The 22,635-nt window shown below is 51.3% G+C and carries 19 protein-coding genes; 1 reads left to right on the top strand and 18 read right to left on the bottom strand.

Annotated elements, in window-relative coordinates; all coding sequences use genetic code 11:
* Positions 1–92: 92 nt before the first annotated feature.
* The 12 genes from OXG87_01430 to OXG87_01375 form a co-directional block, all read right to left on the bottom strand.
* On the bottom strand, positions 93–860 hold the full coding sequence (locus tag OXG87_01430; GenBank protein ID MCY3868184.1) for a class I SAM-dependent methyltransferase: 768 nt from the start codon (positions 858–860) through the stop codon (positions 93–95).
* On the bottom strand, positions 841–1,620 hold the full coding sequence (locus tag OXG87_01425) for a hypothetical protein (protein ID MCY3868183.1): 780 nt from the start codon (positions 1,618–1,620) through the stop codon (positions 841–843). Before OXG87_01425 ends, OXG87_01430 begins: the two co-directional genes overlap by 20 nt.
* A gap of 31 nt (positions 1,621–1,651) precedes the next feature.
* Positions 1,652–1,852, bottom strand: coding sequence for a hypothetical protein (locus tag OXG87_01420; protein ID MCY3868182.1), 201 nt, complete (start codon positions 1,850–1,852; stop codon positions 1,652–1,654).
* A 43-nt stretch (positions 1,853–1,895) separates the two neighbouring features.
* Positions 1,896–3,047, bottom strand: coding sequence for a fatty acid desaturase (locus OXG87_01415; protein ID MCY3868181.1), 1,152 nt, complete (start codon positions 3,045–3,047; stop codon positions 1,896–1,898).
* Positions 3,048–3,062: 15 nt separating this feature from the next.
* Complete coding sequence (locus tag OXG87_01410; protein MCY3868180.1) at positions 3,063–4,367, bottom strand: FAD-dependent oxidoreductase; 1,305 nt, start codon at positions 4,365–4,367, stop codon at positions 3,063–3,065.
* Between the two features lie 13 nt (positions 4,368–4,380).
* Positions 4,381–6,309, bottom strand: coding sequence for a S9 family peptidase (locus OXG87_01405; GenBank protein ID MCY3868179.1), 1,929 nt, complete (start codon positions 6,307–6,309; stop codon positions 4,381–4,383).
* A 2-nt stretch (positions 6,310–6,311) separates the two neighbouring features.
* Positions 6,312–7,457 carry an amidohydrolase/deacetylase family metallohydrolase gene (locus OXG87_01400; GenBank protein MCY3868178.1) on the bottom strand — a complete coding sequence of 382 codons (1,146 nt, stop codon included), beginning with the start codon at positions 7,455–7,457 and terminating at the stop codon, positions 6,312–6,314.
* Between the two features lie 29 nt (positions 7,458–7,486).
* The gene (locus OXG87_01395) at positions 7,487–8,269 is read right to left on the bottom strand and encodes a phytanoyl-CoA dioxygenase family protein (GenBank protein ID MCY3868177.1); all 783 of its coding nucleotides are present in this window, start codon (positions 8,267–8,269) and stop codon (positions 7,487–7,489) included.
* A 53-nt stretch (positions 8,270–8,322) separates the two neighbouring features.
* A complete protein-coding gene (locus OXG87_01390) occupies positions 8,323–9,303 on the bottom strand; it encodes a hypothetical protein (GenBank protein ID MCY3868176.1) in 981 nt (326 codons plus the stop codon).
* Between the two features lie 83 nt (positions 9,304–9,386).
* Positions 9,387–10,850, bottom strand: a complete 1,464-nt coding sequence (locus tag OXG87_01385) for a hypothetical protein (GenBank protein ID MCY3868175.1) — start codon at positions 10,848–10,850, stop codon at positions 9,387–9,389.
* Positions 10,851–10,931: 81 nt separating this feature from the next.
* Positions 10,932–11,636: an ankyrin repeat domain-containing protein gene (locus OXG87_01380; GenBank protein MCY3868174.1), complete on the bottom strand. Its 705-nt coding sequence runs from the start codon at positions 11,634–11,636 to the stop codon at positions 10,932–10,934.
* A 20-nt stretch (positions 11,637–11,656) separates the two neighbouring features.
* Positions 11,657–12,262, bottom strand: coding sequence for a class I SAM-dependent methyltransferase (locus tag OXG87_01375; GenBank protein ID MCY3868173.1), 606 nt, complete (start codon positions 12,260–12,262; stop codon positions 11,657–11,659).
* Positions 12,263–12,385: 123 nt separating this feature from the next.
* Here OXG87_01375 and OXG87_01370 point away from each other — a divergent pair, with 123 nt between their 5' ends.
* The gene (locus OXG87_01370) at positions 12,386–13,750 is read left to right on the top strand and encodes a glutamine synthetase family protein (protein ID MCY3868172.1); all 1,365 of its coding nucleotides are present in this window, start codon (positions 12,386–12,388) and stop codon (positions 13,748–13,750) included.
* On the opposite strand, the gene OXG87_01365 is transcribed toward OXG87_01370, so the two are convergent.
* The 6 genes from OXG87_01365 to OXG87_01340 form a co-directional block, all read right to left on the bottom strand.
* Positions 13,743–15,245: a GMC family oxidoreductase gene (locus tag OXG87_01365; protein MCY3868171.1), complete on the bottom strand. Its 1,503-nt coding sequence runs from the start codon at positions 15,243–15,245 to the stop codon at positions 13,743–13,745. The genes OXG87_01370 and OXG87_01365 overlap by 8 nt on opposite strands.
* Positions 15,246–15,248: 3 nt before the next feature.
* Positions 15,249–16,049, bottom strand: coding sequence for a hypothetical protein (locus tag OXG87_01360; GenBank protein ID MCY3868170.1), 801 nt, complete (start codon positions 16,047–16,049; stop codon positions 15,249–15,251).
* A 2-nt stretch (positions 16,050–16,051) separates the two neighbouring features.
* Positions 16,052–18,487 carry an MMPL family transporter gene (locus OXG87_01355; protein ID MCY3868169.1) on the bottom strand — a complete coding sequence of 812 codons (2,436 nt, stop codon included), beginning with the start codon at positions 18,485–18,487 and terminating at the stop codon, positions 16,052–16,054.
* Between the two features lie 23 nt (positions 18,488–18,510).
* Entirely contained in the window at positions 18,511–19,107 is a 597-nt protein-coding gene (locus OXG87_01350) for an ABC transporter substrate-binding protein (protein MCY3868168.1), read from the bottom strand.
* Between the two features lie 257 nt (positions 19,108–19,364).
* Complete coding sequence (locus OXG87_01345; GenBank protein ID MCY3868167.1) at positions 19,365–20,822, bottom strand: NTP transferase domain-containing protein; 1,458 nt, start codon at positions 20,820–20,822, stop codon at positions 19,365–19,367.
* A 34-nt stretch (positions 20,823–20,856) separates the two neighbouring features.
* Entirely contained in the window at positions 20,857–22,131 is a 1,275-nt protein-coding gene (locus OXG87_01340) for a TolC family protein (protein MCY3868166.1), read from the bottom strand.
* Positions 22,132–22,635: the final 504 nt, after the last annotated feature.

The following is a 22,635-nucleotide window of genomic DNA, read 5'->3' as shown; positions in this document are numbered from 1 at the left end:
GCTTTGTGTCAACAAGCCTAAAGTCTCGCCATACCCCCAATGGTGGTGTCAACCATCGGGGGAATCCTGTGGCAGGGACAAGCCCACAGGCTTTAGCCGTGGGTGGTTGACTTGCGACAAATGATGAAGTGTTCCATCCACAAATGCCAGATATAATCTACGGAACGAAAACCCGCCTCTTTTAGCCATTCAACCTGAAAAGAAAAACGAGATATTCGATCTCTCTCAGGACTGTCTTCATCTACCTGCTCAATAATCTCACGCACCCGATTCGCCTCTTCAATATCAATCCCAGATTCTTCGAACCTCTCCTCTCGGCGAAGATTGAGCCGCCTTCGACCCAACTCATAAATATCATCGTCAAAGCGCGTGGACATAGCATCGATTAAAAAGAACCAGCCACCTGTCTCAAGCGCATCATAAATCTGCCCGAACAGGCGGGCCTTATTCTCATCTGTAAGATGATGGATAGTCGAAAACGATGCAACGAACTGAAAGGATCCCAAACCTTCTGGCAGCCCCTCATTGAGATCTCTCTGAAGAAATGCTACGCGATCTGAATGCGTGCCCATCTTCCGAGCTGCAAATCTCATCATCTCATCTGAAAAATCAATCGCCACACACGTTGCTTTCGGATATTTCATCAAAACACAATTGAGAAATATACCCGTTCCACATCCCAAATCGAGCATCCGAAATTCCGTCTGCTCATCAAACGGAATAAAATCCATAGCCAGACTGTGATAAAAATCAAACATCTCAATCCGAACTGGTTGCAGGCGATCATACGCCTCAGCACGGGTTGAGAACTGAACACTTTGAGATTTCTGGTTCTTTTGATTATTCATCATTTCGGCCATCATACTTCCTTATTTTTAATTTTTTTAAATTTGATATGTACCTTTCTACTTGATCACAAAACGCCAGATACTCTTCAGTTGAAATTGCTTCGGATTTGCGGATCTCTAACGCTCTATGAGCAAAATGATCTTTTCGATCTTTTAGATGATCAATAAGCCCTTCGTATGATGGTGTGAATTTAAATCCATACGCTACTTCTGCCTCTACGAATGCCAGATGCAACACCTGTTTGGCAAATGCTTGTGGGGAAAGTCTGAGCTTCCCATTTTTGCGACGGATGCTGTTAATACTGCGCTTGATGCCAATGAAATGGATGCTTGCTTCCTCTTTTGGAGGATAGGGCTTGATGGGAAAAGTAGTAAAATTGAATTTTATGCCCCATAAATGCATATAGAATGGTAATCGTTTTATCATTATGCGGATTGGAATCCAAGATGTTGCATTGCCCTTTTGAATGCCTCCTTTGAGTTCGGAAATGGTAATCCCTCTAAAGCAAGATTTGATACCAACTTCAGGTTCAACAGACTCATCGAAATAGCTATTGAGATGGTCTTCTTCACAAAAATCAAACGTCTTCGCTACTATTCCAAGCAGATCTATATCGCTGGAAGATAGTCGGTCAGAAGTCAAAAAAGTGCCCCCGAGATACAGGGCAAGCAAACCTCTCTTATGCAACTTTGAAACAGTTGCTTCTGATACTCGATTGATAATAGCATGATGAAGAGCATCTTTTGGGGAATTTGTTGACACTCGGGACATTTATTCTCTATGCTGACAAAATTGAGTATGATTATGAATCTGAATGGCCTACTTCTTCACGACCTTCATACACTGCTAATTCTTCATGTAGGCGTGCAATCATCTTGCGGATACCTGCCTTAGTGAACCCTTTAGAGCCAATCGAATGGCCTTTCTGTAACCGTGTCAATCGTTCTTCAAGGTGACGAATCTCTTCCTGAGCCTTTTGATATTCTGTCAGGTTAGCAATCATAATTCAATCTCCACAAGTCCTTTGCGACGTCCGTCAACTTCTTTTATCTCAAACCCCTGGGAGCCAACTCCCCGATAGAACTCTCCAACCCATCCTCCATACCCTCCTGAACCCGTTTCACAGACTCTGGCAGCGGTGTGTCGAATTGGTAGCCCGGATTAATCTCCTGCTTCTGCCAGGTCTCATACATCTCTCGCCACGCGCCCAAAAGCGTGCGCGGCTCTGGCATATCACCGGCGACCTCCCGGTATAACTTCTTGAGGTTATAGCACGGGACACCAGCATACATGTGATGCTCCAGATGCCAGTTCATCCGCCAATAGAGAAACTCCGCGAGTGGATTGAGCGTCATCGAACGCACGCATTTGCGAAAATCGGGGTCATTATCGCGCAGACCGCAGTGCTGTGGCAGACCGACAAAATAGACCCCCCAATTCCCGATAAACGGAAAAAAGGTGACGAGAAGCGGCAGCATCCATAAACCCGTGGCGATAGAAACCGCCACCACCGATCCGTGAAAGAGAAGCAGCAGACGCGACCACCACACCGACTTGCGTTTCTCATCCGGCTGGTCCGCGTGCAAAGCCTGCAACCATTCGCGACTTGGACTCTCCGTGGAACCGATAATGCCAAGCGCCGACTTAATCGTCACAAAAATCGTCGAAATCACCCCACCCTTGCCAAAGGTGCGTCCCGGTTGCGTAAAAATATTCACCGTAAACATCTGTAACAAAAAGGTCGGATCAACCGATGGTTTGAGCGGCAGCAATACCTCTCGGTCCCCCTCCGGATGCAGCGTATAGCGGTGGTGATAGGTATGGCTGGTGGCATAGTCGAACGGGTCCCACCAGCTCAAGAGACTAAAAAAATACTTGAAAAACTTATTTAGCCACTTTGTGCGAAACACAGTACCGTGACCAAGCTCATGCGGAGCCACGCCCGAAAAAAAACTCCCGACTGTCCCGTGGGCGAAAAGCGCCACTGCAAATCCGAGCCAGTACTGTTGTGACCAGAACAGATATGTCAAAGCACCCGTACCCAAAAATAACGCGAAGTGTCCCCCAGCCTGAAACCATCCCTGCAAATCGCTCCGTTTTGAAAGCGCGCGAAGTTTGGCGTGGTCAATAGGACATCTATACCACTCGACCCGAAGATCTTTTCGCACGTCAGCAAGTGGTTGATAATTCGCGTCCATATCTTTCTCTTCAAATCAACTACTACAAACAGCACCATTGATAGTATCAAGAGCCGCTTTCACCTCACACCACGGAACCTCATGGGGCAACCTATCCGACAGAGCGGCATTGGCTGCACAAACACCAGCAGCCTGTCCCATTGCCACGGCATTTCCAGTCACCCGATAGCTCGAATGCGCTATAAAATCACCACTAATGCAACGCCCCGCCATCAGCAAGCCATCGACATCCCGCGCAATCAGCGCCCTGAGTGGAATATCATAGGGCTGTGACCGGTGCGGCTTCGCCTCCACAATCTTCGTTTTTTTCGGATCTGTCGAATGCACGTCAATCCCCATTGTAACCCTGCAAACTGCATCCTCAAACCGCGCACCCCGCAGAAGGTCCTTCCCCGTCACCTCATACCGTCCGTGAATCCGCCGTCCCTCCCGAACACCAATCTGCGCGCCCGTTGCCACCACGCGCATATCCGACCACACACCGCCGTGCGCCCGCAAAGCAGCCACCTGTGTATGAATCTCTCGACGCGCGCGAATCATCGCCTCTGTAATCGCATTGGCATCGTCGCATTTCACGCCGTACTGGTGGTTCGCCATAAGCGCGAACAAATTGTCCCTGATGCGAAATAATGTCGGATGACCATACGAAGGCGAAATGCCGATCTCTTCCATCAGCGCGCTCAGCCTCTGCTTTGGCTCTGCCATAGACCCACCCACGTAGGGTTCGATCTGATCGAACTGCAACCCCATAATCAACGCCATCAGACTCATCGGCTGGACATCCCCGGTCTCCGGATGACCGACATCAAACCCACATCCGCAAAGCGCCCCCAGATCACCATCGCCAGTCGCATCGACAAAAGCCCTCGCATGCCAGGCTTCTCGTCCACTTTTGGACTCCGTAATCACGACCGAAAGCCTGTTCTCGCTATCCCGCGCTGCACCAACCACGCGCGTCAACAGCCGAATCTCAACACCTGCCTCGACACACATCTCGTCGAGAAGCAACTTCATCTCTTCGACATCATACGCGTAATTCTTTCCACCCTGAGCGCGAAGCCTGCGCGCATCCCGCGCATCGAGCCGAGATGTAATCTCCGCCATAATGCCGGGCTTATCCGCCGAATCGATAATCCAACTCAACGCACCCGTCGTCCACACCCCCCCCAGGCTACCGTGCAACTCGATCAGCCGCGTCCTGGCACCCTGCCGCGCACACGCAATCGCAGCGGCAATACCAGCCGGACCCCCGCCACAAACGACCACATCCACATCTTCCACAATCGGAATGTCTCTTTTTTTTTCTCTATGAGTCAACACAGCGACCTCCCATTCAACTACAGTACCTCTCCAGCCAAGACAACATCCTATCGAGATATTCCACATGCAGTGTCGGGTGTCCGTTCCTCCTGAACCCGTGAGACGACTTCGGAAAGCGCACAAACTCCACCGTCTTGCCCTGTCGCTTCAGCGCGACAAAAAACTGCTCGGCCTGCTCGATTGGACAGCGATAGTCCTCCTCCCCGTGCATCAGCAACACTGGCGTCTGCACCTCAGATGCATACGTCAACGGCGACCGCTCCACAAGAGCCTCCACATTCTCCAGAACCGAACCCTGCCACTGATTCTCTCCGAACGACACCCCGATATCCGACGTACCGTACATACTGTGCAAATTGATACACGGAGCACCGACCACCGCCGCCTTGAACCGATGGTCGTGACCGACAATCCAGCTACTCATAAAACCACCATAGCTATAGCCGTGAACCCCCAACCGGTCCGCATCCACATAAGACCGCTCACACAATAAGTCAACCCCCGCCATCAAATCCAGAAAATCTTCTCCCCCCCAATCCCCCAGCACCATCTTCAGAAAATCTGGCCCATAAGACGACGACCCCCTCGGATTCACAGCCAGCACAATATAGCCCGCACCCGCCAGAATCTGATGCGTAACATCGTACGAATCCGAAAACCGGCCGTTTGGTCCCCCGTGAATATCCAGCACCAGCGGATAGGAACCCACCTCGTCAAAATCCTGGGGAAACAGCACCCGCGCCTGAATCGTCTCCCCACCCCGCTCGAACACCAACTTCTCCACGCGCGCACCGGGATGCGCCTCCAAAAACTCAGCATTCACAGCCGTCACCGCGCGTTGTCGTTTCGCCCCCACATCCATCACCACCACATCGCACGGACACACAGGCGAGGACATCACCATTGCGACACGCGCGCCCGCGCGGTCAACCGACAAACCCGTACAAACCTGACCACCGCCATCCACAACCTCGGTCTGCAAAGAAGAGTTATCGGGATTCACCCGACACAAAAACGACTCTCCCGCCCTATCACCAATAAACAATATCCCATCCCTCGGCGTCCAGCACCGCGGCGCAAGAGGTTGCACAACCGTATAAACATCACCCGCCAGGCACACCGGTGCCTCATCTTCCTCCAGCACAAACAACCACGACTGCCTTGAATCCCACACATCCGCGTCGTGAGAGCCCGCAACCACCAGCCGTCTCCCATCCGGCGACCACGCCACAGACTCCGCGCGACTCAACCCCTGCGACCAGCACCGCGACCTCCCACCCGCCTTGTCCATCACATGGACCTCTGAACCCCGCACAAAATCGCGCCCTTCAACACAGTCCGTCACAAACGCAATGCGGCTCCCATCGGGTGACCACGCCGGCGCCCCGTGGTCCCCTTCCCCCTCCGTAATCTGCTCAGCCTCGCCCGTTACGACATCCACCAGAAACAACTGCGAAAATGCATCGCCTCGCCAGCCACCCTCATCATCGCGATACCGCACGCGACGGGCGACCTGCGTCCTCGGCGCCTTCTCCTCGCCTTCTACCTCGCGATCTGGATCCACGCGCGACACAACGACAAACGCCGAACCATCGGGCGACCACGCCATATCCTTTGCGCCATCGGGAAGCATCGTCACCTGCCTCGCATCCCCACCACTAACCGGCATCACCCAAACCTGCTTTTTATCACCCTCTCCCGAACGCAAAAAAGCCAGAGACTTCCCATCAGCCGAAAGTCTGGGCGCACTGTCCCCAGGTTCCTTCGCCACATCGACAGCATCCCCATCTGCAAGCGACTGCATCGCGATCCGCGACTCCCGCTTCATCGTCTCCTTATTGATCTCCTGCCGCACAAAAACCACAGCCGACCCATCTCCCGCGATCTCCACTGCCGATACTTCGATCAAATCGTACGTATGCTCGGGTTTAATTGGCGACATATCTATCTCCCACGAGACGTATAAATGCGACCGCCCTTGACAACCGCAACCGGCACCAGATTCTGCCGACCCGTCCGAACTTCTCCGCGCGAATCCTCAAGCCGAAACGCCCCTTCTCGCAACTCAAACACCACAGCATCTCCAAATGCCCCTTTCGCCAGCGTCCCCACCTCGCCCTTCATCCCAATCACCTCAGCAGGCACAGATGTCACGCGCGAGATCGCCTCTTCCATCGACAGACCCAGATGCAAAAACTTTGTCGCCACAGACGCGAGATCGTAAACAGGACCATTTACATTGTAAATATGCAGATCCGATGAAATCGTAGTCGGCAGAACACCCTGCGACATCGCCGCCTCGACAATCCCCCATGAAAAAGATCCCGCCCCGTGTCCCACATCAAACACAATGCCCCGCTCAATCGCGTCCAGAACCGAATCGCGGATGCGACCTTCGCCATCGAGAATCCCACACGGAAAATCGTGAAAACAATGCGTCAAAATATCTCCGCCCTTCATCACCTTCAAAATATCGTCAATTGAATCGCACCACGCATCCTGCGGATGTACCATAATGGGCAGCCCAGCCGCGTCTGCCGCCTCTCTCGCTCTATGCAAAGGCAACATCCCGGACCGCTCGCTGACAATACTATTCCGCGTCAGCCGAACCTTCACCCCGAGAACAATATCGCGGTGCTGTTCAATCATGCGGCATGCCTTATCGACATCCGCGTATTCGGGAATCTCGAACTCGCCGATCTCGGCAGTCAGCATACCCTGAGACGAGATATTCATCTGTGCCAAAATCCGCGTCTCACTCACATCGATCACGTACTTCCGGAACCCCGGAAAAATATCTGCACCCGCAGATCCCGCATCGACCACAGTCGTCGCGCCTCGCGCAAGACATGTAGGGTCGGGTTCAATGCCAAAATGACTGACACCGGCAAACACATGGACGTGAATATCGATCAGCCCCGGCGTCACCACACAACCCGCAGCGTCAATCACCTCGCGGGCATCGCCCGTATCCAGATCTTCCCCAACAGCAGCAACCCTGCCTCCTGCGAACGCCACATCCCGCACGCTGCTGAGACCTTCCGCCGGATCGACCAGCGTCCCGCTCTTGATGAGCAAATCGTACGTCATCGCAAACCCCCTCTCGTAAATTCCTTCACTCACCCAGCGTGTACGCGCGGCATGATCAGGCGACGGTTGCGCGCCAGGGGCAAACCGGCAAAAGCGCAGCGGTTATTCCACTGATCTATAGCCGCGGCACTTTTGTATTCGTTAATAATGGCGTGGCGGCCCCGCTGAGTGTAATTGTGCCCAGCTCTGTGTACGACCAGCACATGAATAATCGCCACATCGCCGGGTTGCGCGCTCAGAACAACCGGACGTTCGGGAGCAATCAAATCATCTGCAATCGAGTGACCCCTGTACGTGGGAAACTCACCCTCGCGATGAGAACCGGGCACCACCTCAGTAGCACCGGCCTCAAAATCAGTGGGATCGAGATACGTGATTGCCGCAGCCAGATCTGGAATCGTATGCCGCTCGTACGGCCAATCCTGATGCCAGCTCTGCTCGCAGAAAAAACCCGGCGGTTTATTGCGGATCTTCCCATTGTGAAAATCCAGATCAGGCCCCAAAAGATCGACCATAACCGAAACAATGCGCGGCTCGGTAAACTGATCGAACCAGTAGTCATCCGCCAGCGTCTGATCCATCATACCCACCACATTCTTCGGATTAAAAGGATCGGGCTGATACCCCTCGGGCTCCTCCATAAAACTGTAGCGCATATTTTGGGGGCGCCCTTCGGTGCGGATGACCAGATCGTGGAAACGGCCGCGCATCTCCTTCATTTCTCGGGAACCGTAAAAACCCTTCAGAAAAAGGAATCCATCCTCGTCAAAAGCGCGCTTCTGCTCTGGCGTCAAAATCAACAAATCGGACATGACATAATCCTCCTACAGAATAAGCAAAGCCAACGTGATGAACAGGTGTTTCGTCAATGAGTATGGGTTAGTTCATGGAGATAGGGCAGCAACAAGGCGATAACGACGCTCACAACCAGACCGAAAGTAATCTTTGCGAAATCGGAAAGCACCAACCGCGCCACATCTCGGCGGCGGCGGTGCCTCCCATTCCAGACGAGGGCGATCTCGCGCCCTGCCAGCAGACCAACAAAAACCCAGGTCGTACTCATCGGGAGCTTGCTAACTTCCTTAAACAGAAACAGCACAATGCCATAGATCAAATCTACAAAAGTCGCCGAACGGATATCCGTAGTATTCGTCTTCGTCAACACCACCTTCTGGATCGCACCGCCATGCGTGTAAAAGATAATGGCTTGCATAGCCAACATAGCGACGATGGATGCTATGAACCACCCCAAAGATATGTCTGGCGTGCGAGTAATCGGGTCACGCGGCAAAAATACATAGATATTGGCCAGATCCTGAATCAGCCACTGGCTCCAAAGAAAACCGGTTGAACACCACTGAGCCACTATCCACCAGGAACTTGTCGGCCCATCTGTCTGCCTGAAGCGAGACTCTAACCCCCGCGTAACCAGCCTGTAAATAAAGATGGCGGCCACGAATGCCGTCGCATACCCCGCCAACGACTTGATCAGCATACTCGGCAATGCCTTCGGTGCAAACACCGTCAGGGTCAGGAATGTGGTACTGACCGGAATACCCCCACGGGTCAGCAAAAGCAGTACAAAAGGCGGGATACAGTAAACCCAGTTAAAATGGTCTGGCACTTCAATCGCCGTAAGTCTGCCATACGAGACATCGCCGTCATATACCACCCACCCATACACGAGGACCACAGTCAGGATGCCGCCGCCAAAGAGCCACAGCACCCACCACGGACGGTGAGAATTGGAACTGAGAAACGTCCCCAGTGTCTGAATTGCGTCGTTACCGACAATAGAATACGCGCCGAGCAAAAAGCCGATGACCATTAAAACTTCCAGACTCATAAATCCCTCCCTATAAAGATGTGTCAAATGTCCATACCTGAGTCCTGGCAGACATTCAACGAACGGTTGCGATGATAATGAGATCACGCAACCGAAAAATCAAACCTGACACGCGACTGATCGGGTGTAGCGGTAAATCTGATATTCGCCGTGCTACCTGTAATCTCAACTGTTCTCTGTGCGATATCCGTCTCAACCCCAATCTCGAGACCATCCAGGCGCCACACATCCTCTTCAAACACAGCCACATTGGGTGAAAAAATCTCAAACACAAACTCCCGCGGATGTCCGGCCTCTGTCTGCTGTTCACCTCTAATATCAGCCTCAATCGACAGACGCCCCAATTCCGCCTTTGCCGCAATCTGTCCAATATGCCGCAGCGCGAGCCAACCGGTCTCACCATCTGACATGCGCCAGTGAATCGTCGCAGGATGGTATTGGAAATTGCGACCAGAATAGCCACCCGAATCCTCTGCGCCGATCATGTAATGCTCATCCAGCCACGCGGTTGCAACGCGCTCATCCGTAATCCGTTTCTCGACACCTCGCGGACCCTCAAATACCGAAAAAGCGGCAGCGATCTCTGGCGGCGCATCAACTCCCAGAATCGCAAAACACGGTCCATAATTGAACTCCGCGTTAATCTCCCCTCCTCTCGGAAATGGGGTTATCTCACGGCCAAATGCGAGCCAGATATGCAGACTCGTAAGCGCGGTATAATGCTTCATATCCATCCCATAGCTGCGCGAAAAAGGCCCGCACAGATTGCTCAATCCCGCGTGGTAATAGCGCGCAATATCCCGCCAGAGTTCTACCTCCATATACGCGCCCAACTCGTGGAGCGCACTCTTCTCCAGATAGCGTCGCCAGAAGCCCAGTGCGTAGAGATTCACGCCGTAGTACGTCGGTGAATTGTACTCCGCAAAAGCATTATTCTGCGCGAACAAGCGATAGACCTCACCACCAAACGCTTCACCGTATAAAACCATCTCATCGTTTCCGATACGCTTTCCAACCCACACGCACATCGCGGCCTTCATCAAAGCGATATTCGAATACGTCGGCGGACAGCGATCCGGAGGTTCGCCCACAACAGCCATCTCCAAAGACCGAATCATGCGATCAATCAATCGCCGGGGCAACCGATCCTCATACTCCTCAAGCACAGTCGCAAACCCAAGCCCGATAAACTGCCGCCAGTTCGGATCATAGGTACGCCACATCACGGCATCGCCCTCTGAGGGATGCGGCTCGCCCACATAGCGATAAAAAGTACCGTGGTATGGCGTCCCCGGCTCATCGAACTGATTATCGATAATCGCATCAATCGTACGGCACGCTTGCTCAACATCGTCACCCCGATTGCGAAGAAGAAGCCCCACCGCAAACCAGACCGAGTTCCGAACCATCAGAACCGCATCATTCTGGCGGTGAGACCATAACAACGCGCTCTCGGGATCCCAGAACCCCTCTGACCATTCGAGCGACTCAGTTGCGAGATGTCTCGCATAAGGCGACAGATCGGATAAAGAAATTCCTTCAGACATCGCGTGTTTCCATGTTCAAATTCGAACGCTTCATAATATACGCTCTCATTACAAATCCCTTACTGAAAAATTTCCAGTACGTTATGACTTCGCCGCATGTTGCCGCAACGCTTCGGCAATGCGTTGGAAGCGCGTATCCTCGGGAAACTGCGCGAGCCATTCCATCAACGTCTTATTATCCTCCGTAAACTCCGCATCGGGATCGGAACCACTTTCCAAAAGCAACGTTACCGTATCGAGATGCCCGTGCCCACCAGCACAGTACAACACCGTATGCCCGCGATCATTTGCGACATTGACATCTGCGCCATGCGCGATCAACAGACGCACGATTTCGGTATCGCCATTGCGCGCCGCGTGATGCACAGGCTGATCGCCGCGACCATCTACTGCCGTCGCCAGATGGGGATGCCTGTTGAGCAACGCCTGCACCCGCGCTATATCCGCGAGAAAAACAGCCCCCAAGAACTGCCGCGACAAATCATCAGTCGGACGGACATGGGGATCCAGAGCACCGTATTGAATAAGCAGCGAAACAATATTTTTATTATTCGGAACCTCGCCAGCGTAGTGCAACACATAGCCATCATGAGCCGCCAGATCAGCACCCGCCTCAATCAGCAGCCGCACGATATCCTCGTGTCGCCACAAACCCGCGTGAAAAATTGGCCGCCATTCGTATTCATCATCCGCGTCAACAACAGTGGGATCGGCTGCGATCATTTCGCGTACAGCGTCGATATCTCCACGCCTGCATGCATCGTGAATTGTCAATGTATCACTCATTATTCACCTTCCATTATTTTTTAAAAGCGGCGTGCAATAACAGAATGAAAACAAATACCGTCTCGGGGTTCTAATCTGCGATAGTACTCCAACCTGAATGACTTCTGCAGAACTCTAAGAAGCGTCTCCGTCTTTCTCAAAGAAAAAAACCGCTTCGGCTCGTAAGTATCTCGCTCCAAAACTCCCTCAAAATCGTCGCCTCCCCACACACCAACATACATCAACCCATCCTCTACGAGCCGCGCCGCAATCAAATCGAAAATCTCATCTATATCTGCCTGCGGGATATGCAGCAGACAATTCATGGAATACACCGCATCAAAAGACTCGCTCAACTGATCGAGATTATAGCAATCCAGAACGCGAGCGGGAACGCCCTTCTCTCTCGCCAGCTTGACCATCGTCGGCGCATTGTCAATCGCAACAACCCGGAACCCCTGCTCTTGAAAGAATCTCGCATCATGGCCAGGACCACATCCCACCTCGAGAATAGAACTTCGTCGTTCATCTCTCAAACACTGCAAAAACGCGCTCCTCTCTCGCACTTTAAACGCATCGGTGGAACTATGCTCCCTCTCCAGCGCATATCTTTCATACGAGGCAATCAGACTATTGGTGAACTTCATGAAAGCCTCCTCAAAACGGATTGGCAGATGGGAACAGCTTGATTTTCAGCCACAGCCTCTTTATTATGCCTTGCAACCTCCACAAAACCAAAGACATTTTTTGTAGATAGGGCAAAAAATTTTATGACAACAGATCAAATCAAATCGCGTCTTGAAAGCGACAAAATACAAAAAATTAAACTCGCTGGTTTCGACATCGACGGCGTTATGCGCGGCAAATACATATCGCTCGACAAATTTTTTTCTGCCATGGAAAAAGGCCTGGGCTTCTGCGATGTGACATTTGGCTGGGATATGATCGACCAACTCTACGAACAACCGACCGTCACGGGCTGGCATACCGGGTATCCGGACCTCCTCGCCAAAATTGACCTGAGCACCTATCGCGTAATACCCTGGGAGCAAAATACCGCGTTATTTTTACTCGACTTTTACGAAAACAAAAATCAGCCACTTGCGGTATCCCCGCGCCAACTGCTCCAAACAGTCGTACGCAAAGCGAATGACATGGGATTCCAGCCATACATGTCCGCAGAATACGAATACTTCATCTTCCGAGAAACTCCCCAATCCCTGGAAGACAAAGGATTTGAGAACATGACCCCGCTATCGCCCGGCTGGTTTGGCTACAGTATATTGCGAGCATCTGCGGCTTCAGAATTTGTTCACGCAATCATCGATGGAATGGGAGCGTATAACGTTGAACTGGAAGGAATACACACCGAAACGGGACCCGGCGTATATGAAACCGCGATTCGGTACGACACAGCATGTAACGCCGCGGACAAAGCCGCGCTATTCAAAACAGGCGTCAAAGAGATACTATCCACACACGGACTCGTCGCAACCTTTATGGCGAGATGGAGTCCAGACTACCCCGGCTGCAGCGGGCACCTGCACCAGAGCTTGTGGAATTTAGAGGGAGACACAAATTTATTTGCCGATGAATCAGATCCGCAGGGCATGTCTCAAATAATGAAACACTATATCGCGGGACAAATCGCTGCAATGCCCCACATGATGGCACTAATATGCCCGACCATCAACTCTTACAAGCGGACAGTCCCCGGAGCCTGGGCACCGACCAACGCCTCCTGGGGAATTGAAAATCGAACCGCATCCCTCCGCGCGATTCCAGGTACATCCCCTGAATCCACACGCACCGAATATCGACTGGCAGGTGCCGACGCCAATCCGCATATCTCGATGGCGGCCAGCCTCGCCGCCGGGCTATACGGCATAGAACATCAACTCGACCCCGGCGAGCCGTACAACGGAAATGCCTACGAAGCTCCCGAAGAACGATTTACACCATTGCCAAAATCACTTGAAGAAGCGACAGACCGATTAAAAAACAGCGAAATCAGCCGCGCCTGTCTCGGCGACGCATTTGTAGATCACTTCGCAATCACGCGCGAACACGAAATTGCGGAATATCGCCGCGCCATAACGGATTGGGAACTCAAGCGATACTTTGAGATCATCTGAACGCCTCCACAATATAATCTCCCACCCGCAGGGCATTTGCCGCAATCGTCAAACTCGGATTGACGCCGCCAGATGTGGGAAATACACTCCCATCCGTCACAAACAAATTGTCAATCCCCCTGAACTGGCAGTTCTCATCCAATACACTCGCCTCTTCATCATCGCCCATACGCACTGACCCCACGCCATGGGAAAAAGTGTCGATGCGATACGTGTGAAAAAAAAACGCGCCTGACGCGCGCAAAATCCCTTTGGCCTTCTCCACCAGATAATCGCGGCGATCACAATCACGCGCTGTGTACTGATGTATGACCTGTGCACGGCTAATGCCATAAACATCCTGCTCATCTGCCAACACCACGCGATTCTCAAACTGCGGCTCATCCTCTGCAACACACAACAGATTCTGCAAAAAGCCAGCGGCCATTGCCGTCAGGTTCTTAAGTCCAAAAGGCGCGTGGTGTTTCAGTGCTATGGACGACGGCGTGTAAATATCCTGAATCACCCCAACGGCGCGACCGTCCTGCCCTCGAAAATCCTCGTAAAAATCCGAAAAACACACCTGCTTGTGAAACACCTGTTCGGGATTCGTGCGAAACGGAAACACCCCCGCCACAACAGCATTGCAATGCCGCATCAGAAAACGCCCAATCAAATCGCCCTGCGGAAACGAATGCAGTTCTGACCGCAACAAAATAGCCGGACTTTGCAGTGCCCCTGCAGCGACAACAGCAACAGGTGCGGGCACTTCAAACGCCTTTTTTGTACGCCGATCCACACACACTACAGCGCGCACGCGCCCCCGTTTGCAAATAACACGCGCAACCTGCACCCCCGTCAAAATCTCAGCCCCTGCATCTTGTGCCAACTTGAGCAACGTCATCGTCAGATCATTTTTAGCCTCAATTTGACACGGAAACCCATCGCAGGTCAAACATCGAATACACACAGTTCGCGCCCGATCCGAAAAATTGATCGCCAGTGGCATGCGAAAAGGCCGATACCCCAGCGCGCGTCCAGCATCCCAAATGCGTTGTGCAGGGTGGGACAGTTCAATAGGCGGATACAAATAGTCACCCGTTCGCAGCGGCTCGTACGGATCGACACCCATCTCCCCATGCACTTCCAACAAACGCTCGACACAATCGTAATGCGGAGACAGGTCCCCATACAAAATCGGCCACGCGACCAGATCTTCTTCGCGCAGCCTAAGCGATGCGCCACCGTAAAACACGGACATCCCACCAACCACCTCATTCTCGACCACATCTGAAAAATCGCGGTCCTCATATTGCCTGACGCGAATAGGTGATGGCCCCTGATAGCGTTTCTCAACCAGCACAGAGCGGGGGTCCCAATCCTCTGCATCGCGTCTTGCCCAATCGCCCCGTTCCAACAGTAAAACCTTCATACCCGCCGCAGCCAACACATAAGCGCAGGCACTACCTCCAAATCCCGTACCGATAATAACGGCGTCGTAATCGTTAAAATTCATTGTTTAATAATCGGCAACCTCAAACACATACAGAACAATTAATCCAACAATAATAACCAATGCCCCGTAGTGGAATTTTTCTCGGGTATCAATACACCGCTGAATCCGCGGCAAATCGGGGCGAAATTTGCCCGACATCGTACGCTGAATATAAGTCTTGTAATACTCCACAACAAAACGCTCCAACCCACCATTCATATACACCAGAAATCCCAACGATATGGGATACATGGGATCATTTAAAAAATAGAACAGCGGCGAACAAATTGCCAGCACCAGGCCCGACCGCTGAAACTTCAAAATTTTAAACCCCTCAAACGGCGCATCTTTATACGCCCCGCCAAGCGACACCAGCAGACCCGTTACATAAGCCGTCAAGAGAAAGACCCAAAAACTCGTCACAGGCGCGGGAATAAACAACACGGCAAAAACGCCCAGCACCAGCACAGTTCCCACAGCATAACGCAATAAATCGCTCGGCACATACCGACCGAAAAACGTAATGCGCGAAGGCACAAAATACTTATCCTGATCTTCCGTGCGGAAAAACCCCTTGTAAAGCTCGGCCAAAAACCTTTCCAACCCCATAATCAGAAAAAAAATCTGAACCCAGCCCAACGCAGAAAAACTCGCCTTAAAAATCGGGACAAAATACAACACCGCAAAAATCACAACATGAAAATAAATACTCCGCGGAAAAGTTCTGGGCTTAAAATCCTCGTAAGGCGAATCCTTAAACGCCCCCCACAAAGACGTATAAAGTCCAGATACAATACTCACACTTAGGGCAATATAGAAATTCATAGCTATAATTCCGATTCGTCTAATGCCTTCACTTCACCTTTTTTACGCCCTCGATCTCCCTCAAGCACCTCCAGAATAGCGGGCAGCACCAGCACGGCAGCTACAAAACAAGTCAACAAACCAATCAAAGCCAGACGTCCAATTGAGTTCAGACCGGGATGCGTCGCCATCATCAATCCAAAAAAGCCGATCATCGTCGTCAACATAGAAATGAACATCGCCCCACCCGTGCTCCTGATCACCACCGGCATAGACCCGGGCCCCTCCTGCCTATATCGGTGATAGAGATGCACCCCATTGTCAATCCCCATGCCAATGATAGTAGGCAGCGCGACCATATTGTAAAAATTGAGCTTCAAATCCTGCAAATACAGCGAACCACACATCCACACAGTACCACAGGCAAGGGGAAAAATCACCAGCAAAGCAGAGCGCAAACTGCGAAAATCAGCCAGCACAATGAGAAACACAACTGCCACCGTCAGCGAGATCGCACGCGGACTATCGCGCAACATCAAGCGCAACATATCGGCAAAAATGATATTGGAACTCGACGAATAAAACACCTTGCCAGATGCGGTTTGAATCTCGTGTGAATCTTCGGCAAATGCAATGGCATTTTTTCCATCGCGCAACTGCACACTCGGCAAAATTTGCGCAAAATACGCCTGACTGCCATCAATAGTCTCGAATTTTCTCAATAAATTCTCGGGCAAATCCTCAACCGAAAGTCTTTTGACATCCAACAAATCGCGCAGAGAATCGAGCTTTGCCTTTTGCTCTCCTCTGATCAACTTCGCGCCCTCACCATTGGCCAGCGCGCGAATTTCTCCAATAATATCCAGCTTCTCGTCCTGACCGCGCAACTCTGTCCAGAGCGTTTTGACTTTATCAATCGTCGGCGTTGGATCATCTTCGGCTATCTTCTTTTCCAATGCATCTACAATCTCATCGAGTTCCGCTTTGCTATCCGCCAGCACAATGCCATAAGACTGCGATTCACTGCCGTATCTCGGAATCGTCGCCATCTTTTGTTTCACCTTGATCGATGCGGGCAAGTTAGAACGCAAATTGGTGAAATCGTATTCAAAATCGATATCGCGCAAATGGATACCCAGATACACCGTAAGGATCAACGCACCAGCAATCACCAACTTTGGATATGGGAAATGCCCCCGGCTACCGCCCCAATTGTGTCCCCACACGTGCCGCATGCGAATCCACATGAACCTTTGATCCGCCAGCACCAGCACAGCGGGCAATACAGTCGTCATAGAGACCAGCGACATCAAAATGCCCGTACCCACAATAAAACCAAACTCGGAAAAGCCTCTAAAATCTGTCAGCGTCAGAGAGAAGAACGCAATGGACGTGGTTATCGCCGCCGTCAAAATAGCCTGTCCAGTCTGACTCAGCATCGTCTCTATGGACATTCGCACATCCGTCTTGTCCATGCGAACTTCGAGATATCGCGCAAACATATGAATGCCAAAATCGATCCCCAGCCCAAACAAGATTACAAACAAGAAAACTGTCATGGTATTCAAATTGCCGATAACCCAATAAGTAATCGCAAACGCCCAGATCAAGCCCATCGCCAGCGGAATAGCCACAAAAAAAGCCGCCAATGGCTGGCGGAAATAAAATGTCAAAAGCGCGACAATACCCATGACACCAAATATCAACGTCGAGCGGACATCGCTCCAAATGGTATCGGATTCGTCAATTTTGTTCTTAAACGGTCCTCCGTATTCAATCAACATTTGCGGGTGATACGCGCGCGGATTCACCTTCTTGACAGCCTGCTGGATCACCCGCTGCATATCTTTGGCAAAACCGATATTGCTCACCGTACCTGCTGCCATCGCCTCCAATGCCAGGATGGTGCGGTCGGGATTGGTATAATACGTCTCGTCCCCATTATCCGCCGTGCGATACTTAGACTCAATATCCGAAAAATCGAGCACGGCTTCTTCATCATCAAGAGAAATATACAACGGCGACAACTTCAACTTTTCCTGGATGATATAATCATCTATACGCGTGAGCACCTCATCCAAATCGTCCGTTTCCATAAACAACAGCGCGTTCTTGCGATAAAATTCCGCATCTCGCTTGTAATCGACAAAATTGATGTACGTCTCGTATTTCTCGTCCTGTAATTCGTGTGCCAGGTCCTCGGCAAAACGCCTGTTTGCCTCAAAATCGGGACTCTGTACCAAAACCACCAGACTGCCCACACCGCCCACGCGCTGTTTGATCTCATTGAGCGTCTTCACACTCTGATAATTTTCTGGAATCAGGGCAACGAGATCCGTCTCGAGCTTCCGTCCGAGCCTGTACACAAAAATACTGCAAAAAGCCGTCAACAAAATCGACACCACAAGAATACCTCTGTAGTGTCGATAAGTCCACCCCGCCAAAAAACGAAGCCCCACTTCAACCAATGAGAGCCACCTTTCTAATCCGACTTATCTTCACTTAGTTTTTCTTTCAACTTATCCATTAAGCCAGCAAAAGAAGACCTGCGAATCTCCCGGCGAAACTGCGACCGATTGCTGCGCGCAACACTCAACTCATCGATGACCATATCGTAAATCAACCACTTGTCATCAACGAGATGCAATTTATAGTCAATCGTACTCGACTCCCGCCTGTAATACACCACTGTTTTAACAACAGCCTGTGTGCTGTCAACCTCGACACCCGTATAATCGATCTTTTCCGCTTTCGTATATAACGCGGGATCGGCGTAATTCTTCTCGATCAACTGCCTGTTCACAGCCACAAAATCAGTCCGCTCTTCCTCTGTTCGCGCTGCCCAATCCCGGCCGAGGGACTCCCGGCTAAAGGTTTCAAAATCGAACAACTCACCGACAATAGCTTTAAGCGCGGCGCGCTCTTCAGCCGTATCGCCCCCGGTCTCTGAACGCACAATATCCTGAATCGCCCGATCGCGGCTCTTCACCATATCGAGCAGTGCATCGCCCTGATCAGACGCGCCCGCCACACCCATCAAAACGAGCATCAGAAACGCAGGTCCGAGTAATAAAATCATAGCATATCGCCTATGAATATCAACAACTTGTTTGCAGACGGAACTTCTATCAAGTTTAATATTTTTCTTTCACAAAGTCAAGATAGCAGCAACCTGTCTTCGAGAAAGAGAGCTTGAGCATTAACAAAAATAAAGAACGCCCTATTTTGCAACAAAATTCTCTAATTATTTTTAAAAAAATACCGCGTACAAACAAACTTCTGTTGAAGTTGTACACCCCCCAACAGAAGTTTATTCCAATCCAGACAGGATTTGCATCAATCAGCTTTCTCTCCCAACTTTGCCTCATCCACATTCAAAGCACCGCGCGCGCGCAGCATCTGTCCGCCAAAGCCAAAAATACCCGCCGTCAACAGCGCAGAACCAATCACGAGAAACCAGTACATACCCGCAATACTATTCGCGACAGCCAATGTGCAAAAAAAGGCGGCAAAAAAATCGCGGCGACTCACAAATTTGAGCGACATACAAAAACGGTGAAACCACCCGCGTTCATTCTCGGGAACATCGCTCGAAAACGCCATATTAAAACTCACAATACTGCCGGACCCAACCAGTTTCATATACAGAAAAATCAGCAATACTCCCAACGCATCGAGAAAAACCATCACACCGCCCAGCAGGGGATAAAATGCCTCACCCGTATATGCGTACATCCCGGCGAGCACCGCCATAAAAAACACGAGATAGGACATATTATCCGCCAGCGTATCGACCCACTCACCCAGGCGAGAACCCATAAATTTTAATTTCGCAATCTCGCCATCGCACCCATCTACAATAGACGCAAACTGAAACAACAGCCCGCCCAGAGCCAGATGCAAATAACTCGTACTCCCCTTAAAAACCAGCCAGGCCGACAAAAAACTCAACAACATCGTCGCAATCGACAACTGGTTTGGCGTTATGGGCGTATGCACGAGCAGGCGAGAAATGCGCGTAGAAATTTTGCGATTGAAATAGCGCGAAACAAAACCATCGGTCGGCTTGCCGAGCCTGCGAAACAGCTCCTGCTCGGCGTGAACATGCGCTTCGGGCGTATCCACATCGAGCCAAAACGCGCCATCGATATCCGCAGTGCGCATACTGCCTCTCTCAGCCAAAACGCGAATCCCCCCCGACAATGACCCCTCGCCCTCTGCAATAGACTGCTCGAGCGCGCCAAACAAAAACGGACTGCACAGAAAAATCCCCGTATCCACCGCATTGAAATCGGCCAACTCTTTTCCGATTTTGACCACGCGACGGTTCTGTGTCATCACCTTCGTGGCATCTTCCATATCAAAAATACCATCGAGACCGGTATCGACACACAGCACAGCTTCATCCCGACCAACCGGCATACGGCGCAATTTGACCAGTATCTCGGGATCAAACAGATGATCGGACATCAAAAGAATAAATGGCTCATCGTCGACATATTCCCTGGCACTCAATACCGACACCCCATTGCCGCGCGCCCATTCCTTATTTTGAACCCAATCAATCGCCACATCCGAAAGCTGTGGATCATCGGCAAGGGCGTGCATAATCTCCTGGCACCGATACCCAACCACAACCACAAACTCCGAAATGCCCGCGCGCATAGCCGACAAAATCGTGCGCTTGAGCAATGGCACGCCAGCCAGGGGCACGAGAGGCTTGGGCAAATCCGCCCCATAACCTCTCAACCGACTGCCCATCCCGGCGGCAATAATTACAGCTTTATTCACCATAACTTCTACAACCTTTCTCAATATCCCAAGCAATTTACAAAAGACTGCGTCCAACAGCCCGTTGTAATCGCGCCCAGGATCGGTTAAAATTGAACACTGCTTCGTAATATTTGGCGCGAATAACACCGTACTCTTTTGCGGCATCGATCATATCCGATGCCTCTTCAAGCCCGGCATTAAACCCATCGCGAACCGATATAAACCACCGGCGGGTCGCCCGCCGTGCCTGGCTGGCAGCCGCCATATTTTTCTCTGCCTCGATCAACTCGCGGTAAATCTTCTCAATTTCAATCGCCACGCCCTTCTCGGCCAGTTGCTTTTGATACAACAACTTCTGATATTCCAAACCCGCTTTCCGCGCCTTCGCCGACGTAAGCCCAAACGACAGCGACTGTCGAACACCTATCACCGCCCCTGCCTGCAAAATATTGAAATCATCTCTGGCAAAAGGACTTGTCTGATCGTCGCGATTCGGTGCGTACCCATACTTAAATTGACCCGCAATAAATATCTGGGGATACCGCTCGCCTTTTGCCACCTGCATTAGAGACTCACGCACCTGTACAGCAGCCTGCAACTGCTGCATATCCTCGCGCTCTCCCGCGCGTTTGAGATAAAACTCAAGCGGCTCAATCTCCACATCAACCGGCGTTAGTGGACCCGCAAGAGCCAGCGAATCCCCTTCGCTCAATCCCAAAAGCAGGCGCAGGGCAGACTCGGCAAGCGCTTTTGTTTTTGCTGCTTCGTGTATTTTTTCGCGCACATCAAAGGCAAATCGATCAATGCGGCCCAGATCGGCATACGTAAAATCGCCTTCCTCTGCCTCCAGTTTCTCCTCCACAAAATCGCGCGCCGTTTGAAAATCACTTTGCGCCTCCAATGCCAGTGCCCACAAATCCTGCGTCAGTTGCAACCCAAAATACACCTCGGCGACCTGAAGCTCCAGGTCGCCGCGCGCTTTTTGCAACCCCGCCTGCTGAGCCGTCACCCCTGCCATAGCCGCTGCTTTGGCTCCGGATAAATAACCGAATGTAAACAGAGGTTGCACAACCGTGGCCTCTGTACGCGTAAAAATACTCAAATGACTCAGCATGGTATTGCCAGTGAGCGCGTCACCGCGCGCCTCGGGCGAAGGACCAATAACAGACCGCAGTTCAAACTGCGGCAAAAAGCGGATGGCATTTGCTTGATCTAATTGCGCCCGCGCAATATCGACATCAACCGCTGCTGCACGCACGCCGGGATGCACACGCATCGCCTGTGCAATACTCGCGGACAAATCATACGTTTCGGCGCGAAGAGAATGCACACAGAGAAAAATCCCAAAAAAGGACACACACAGCCTGAACATGTGTGAAAAAAAACCACACCTGTTGCAATTGAACAACACAACCCCCTGGACTCCGGCGAAAAACTTCAGAAACATAAAAATCTATATCTATATTAAACAAATAGTTAAAAAAAGACCATGCAAACAGGCACAAAATATCTCTCTATATAAGCGAAATCCGTGCCACCGTTAAATATACAAAAAAACCGGACAAAAGTCCGGGTTAGCTATACTAACGTTTTCATCCGCGAGAAGTTCCCCTCCTGTGCGGCGGTGTGGAAGATCTCCGGAAACCTCAGGTCGTAGCAGATCCCCACACCGAAGGTCCAGCCTTGCGGAATCAATCAGTTATAAAGGTTTCGAACTGTTGACAGAGTTGGTCGTAATGAGATGGCGTATCTGTCTTGGTCAGGGCCCTATATCTTCCACGATTTGCAGTTCGGCAGTATCCACCTCGCTGGCTCCGAAATATCCCAATGCATA

It is taken from the genome of Gemmatimonadota bacterium (genome assembly GCA_026706845.1).
Taxonomy (GTDB): Bacteria; Latescibacterota; UBA2968; order UBA2968; family UBA2968; genus VXRD01.
The sequence above is the reverse complement of the archived record's forward strand: the minus strand, read 5'-3'. Positions and strand labels throughout refer to the sequence as shown.

What these genes read in the sequence shown, in the direction of transcription:
- OXG87_01395 (MCY3868177.1), bottom strand. Translation starts at nt 8,269, where the DNA reads ATGTCCGATTTGTTGATTTTGACGCCAGAGCAGAAGCGCGCTTTTGAC.
- OXG87_01350 (MCY3868168.1), bottom strand. Translation starts at nt 19,107, where the DNA reads ATGATTTTATTACTCGGACCTGCGTTTCTGATGCTCGTTTTGATGGGT.
- OXG87_01375 (MCY3868173.1), bottom strand. Translation starts at nt 12,262, where the DNA reads ATGAAGTTCACCAATAGTCTGATTGCCTCGTATGAAAGATATGCGCTG.
- OXG87_01415 (MCY3868181.1), bottom strand. Translation starts at nt 3,047, where the DNA reads ATGGACGCGAATTATCAACCACTTGCTGACGTGCGAAAAGATCTTCGG.
- OXG87_01425 (MCY3868183.1), bottom strand. Translation starts at nt 1,620, where the DNA reads ATGTCCCGAGTGTCAACAAATTCCCCAAAAGATGCTCTTCATCATGCT.
- OXG87_01390 (MCY3868176.1), bottom strand. Translation starts at nt 9,303, where the DNA reads ATGAGTCTGGAAGTTTTAATGGTCATCGGCTTTTTGCTCGGCGCGTAT.
- OXG87_01370 (MCY3868172.1), top strand. Translation starts at nt 12,386, where the DNA reads ATGACAACAGATCAAATCAAATCGCGTCTTGAAAGCGACAAAATACAA.
- OXG87_01400 (MCY3868178.1), bottom strand. Translation starts at nt 7,457, where the DNA reads ATGACGTACGATTTGCTCATCAAGAGCGGGACGCTGGTCGATCCGGCG.
- OXG87_01385 (MCY3868175.1), bottom strand. Translation starts at nt 10,850, where the DNA reads ATGTCTGAAGGAATTTCTTTATCCGATCTGTCGCCTTATGCGAGACAT.
- OXG87_01430 (MCY3868184.1), bottom strand. Translation starts at nt 860, where the DNA reads ATGGCCGAAATGATGAATAATCAAAAGAACCAGAAATCTCAAAGTGTT.
- OXG87_01365 (MCY3868171.1), bottom strand. Translation starts at nt 15,245, where the DNA reads ATGAATTTTAACGATTACGACGCCGTTATTATCGGTACGGGATTTGGA.
- OXG87_01420 (MCY3868182.1), bottom strand. Translation starts at nt 1,852, where the DNA reads ATGATTGCTAACCTGACAGAATATCAAAAGGCTCAGGAAGAGATTCGT.
- OXG87_01360 (MCY3868170.1), bottom strand. Translation starts at nt 16,049, where the DNA reads ATGAATTTCTATATTGCCCTAAGTGTGAGTATTGTATCTGGACTTTAT.
- OXG87_01345 (MCY3868167.1), bottom strand. Translation starts at nt 20,822, where the DNA reads ATGGTGAATAAAGCTGTAATTATTGCCGCCGGGATGGGCAGTCGGTTG.
- OXG87_01405 (MCY3868179.1), bottom strand. Translation starts at nt 6,309, where the DNA reads ATGTCGCCAATTAAACCCGAGCATACGTACGATTTGATCGAAGTATCG.
- OXG87_01380 (MCY3868174.1), bottom strand. Translation starts at nt 11,636, where the DNA reads ATGAGTGATACATTGACAATTCACGATGCATGCAGGCGTGGAGATATC.